The organism is Desulfotomaculum sp. OF05-3 (assembly GCF_003435535.1).
In the GTDB taxonomy this organism is placed as follows: Bacteria; Bacillota; Clostridia; order Lachnospirales; family Lachnospiraceae; genus Pilosibacter; species Pilosibacter fragilis.
This window is the reverse complement of record NZ_QWGO01000087.1, coordinates 1-1,251: the sequence shown is the minus strand read 5'-3', so window position 1 is coordinate 1,251 and position 1,251 is coordinate 1. Positions and strand designations below refer to the sequence as shown.

Annotated in this window: 1 protein-coding gene; it reads right to left on the bottom strand. The window is 38.7% G+C overall.

What is annotated here, in order from left to right; translation table 11 throughout:
- Positions 1 to 52: 52 nt before the first annotated feature.
- Positions 53 to 1,174 (bottom strand): ISAs1 family transposase, encoded by a 1,122-nt coding sequence (locus tag DXA87_RS17730; protein ID WP_009259881.1) that lies wholly within the window; start codon positions 1,172 to 1,174, stop codon positions 53 to 55.
- Positions 1,175 to 1,251: the final 77 nt, after the last annotated feature.

The window sequence follows — 1,251 nt, the reverse complement described above, 5'->3', positions numbered from 1 at the left end:
CACGACAAACGCATGAATGATTGTCTACCACCAATTCTGTTTTCAGCTATTTTTAAGCTTCTAAAAGTTCTTCCAGATACTGAATTGGACGCATGCTAACTACGAACCTTTTCTTTCTCATCGACAACTTATGCCTTGTCATTTGTGCCGGCTTCAAAATACTTAGGCTCCATTTTCTTATGATATTCAAATTTTGTGCTGCCATTTTATCTAACGTTGTGTTTGCATCTTCCCGGAATGTTACATCCAAATGCCAGTGCATACTTTCTATACTCCAATGTCCTCTGACTGCACGACTGATCTGCTCTATATCTGCCTTTAAACTACTGATAAAATAACGATACTCTATCCTTCTCTTTCCATCCTTCTCTATCGTTTTCTTTTCCATCACGATACTGGACAGCCCTTTCCAGTTCTTTTTCTGACTTAACCATTTAATATCTTCTGTTTGATAATACTCCCTTATTTCAACCTGACCATGTGCCTTTTCCTGTGTCTTTTTGTAATTACCGCTCGCACGGATTCTTTTTTGAAACTCTTCATCCGAAAAGTATTCCTGCACATCCTCATACAGGCTGTTTTGATTTCTCTTCAATGCAAGAACATAATCTGCCCGTTTTTTCTTTATTTTTTCCGCTATTGCAGTCTGTGTTCCCATTGCATCAATCGTTACGGTCTGGCCTTTTATCTGGATCTTATCCAACAATTCTGGAATCACTACGATTTCATTGCTTTTTTCTTCAACAGCTTTTTGTCCAAGACAAAAACCATCCTCTTTACTCCACGCGGATACAATGTGAGCTGCCTTTCCAGCTCCCCTTTTATTGGAACGCATGGTTTTTCCATCAATACAGATGATTTTTTTCAGCAGCTCTCCATCATCCTGATTTAATCGGTCCTGCCATTTTCCATAGAGTTGTTGTAAGATTTCTGGTGATATCATCCCCATAACACGTCTGATCGTATCATGGGATGGAATCCCGTTCTTTAACTCGATATACTTACGAAGATAGTCCTGATAATTTTCCGCAAACAATGCCATTTCTACCCAGTCATCCGCATTCGCTAACGTTGCGAACAACACAATAACAAGAATATCTTTTAATGTGTGACGAATTTTTCTTTGCTGGCGATCATCTTCTATGTATTCCAGCCAATCTAATAATTCCTGCATATACCAACGCCCCTTTTCTTTTAATTTTACCAGAAAAGGGGCATGTTCACAATTTATTTACTCATGCGTTTTTCGTG

What these genes read in the sequence shown, in the direction of transcription:
- DXA87_RS17730 (WP_009259881.1), bottom strand. Translation starts at nt 1,174, where the DNA reads ATGCAGGAATTATTAGATTGGCTGGAATACATAGAAGATGATCGCCAG.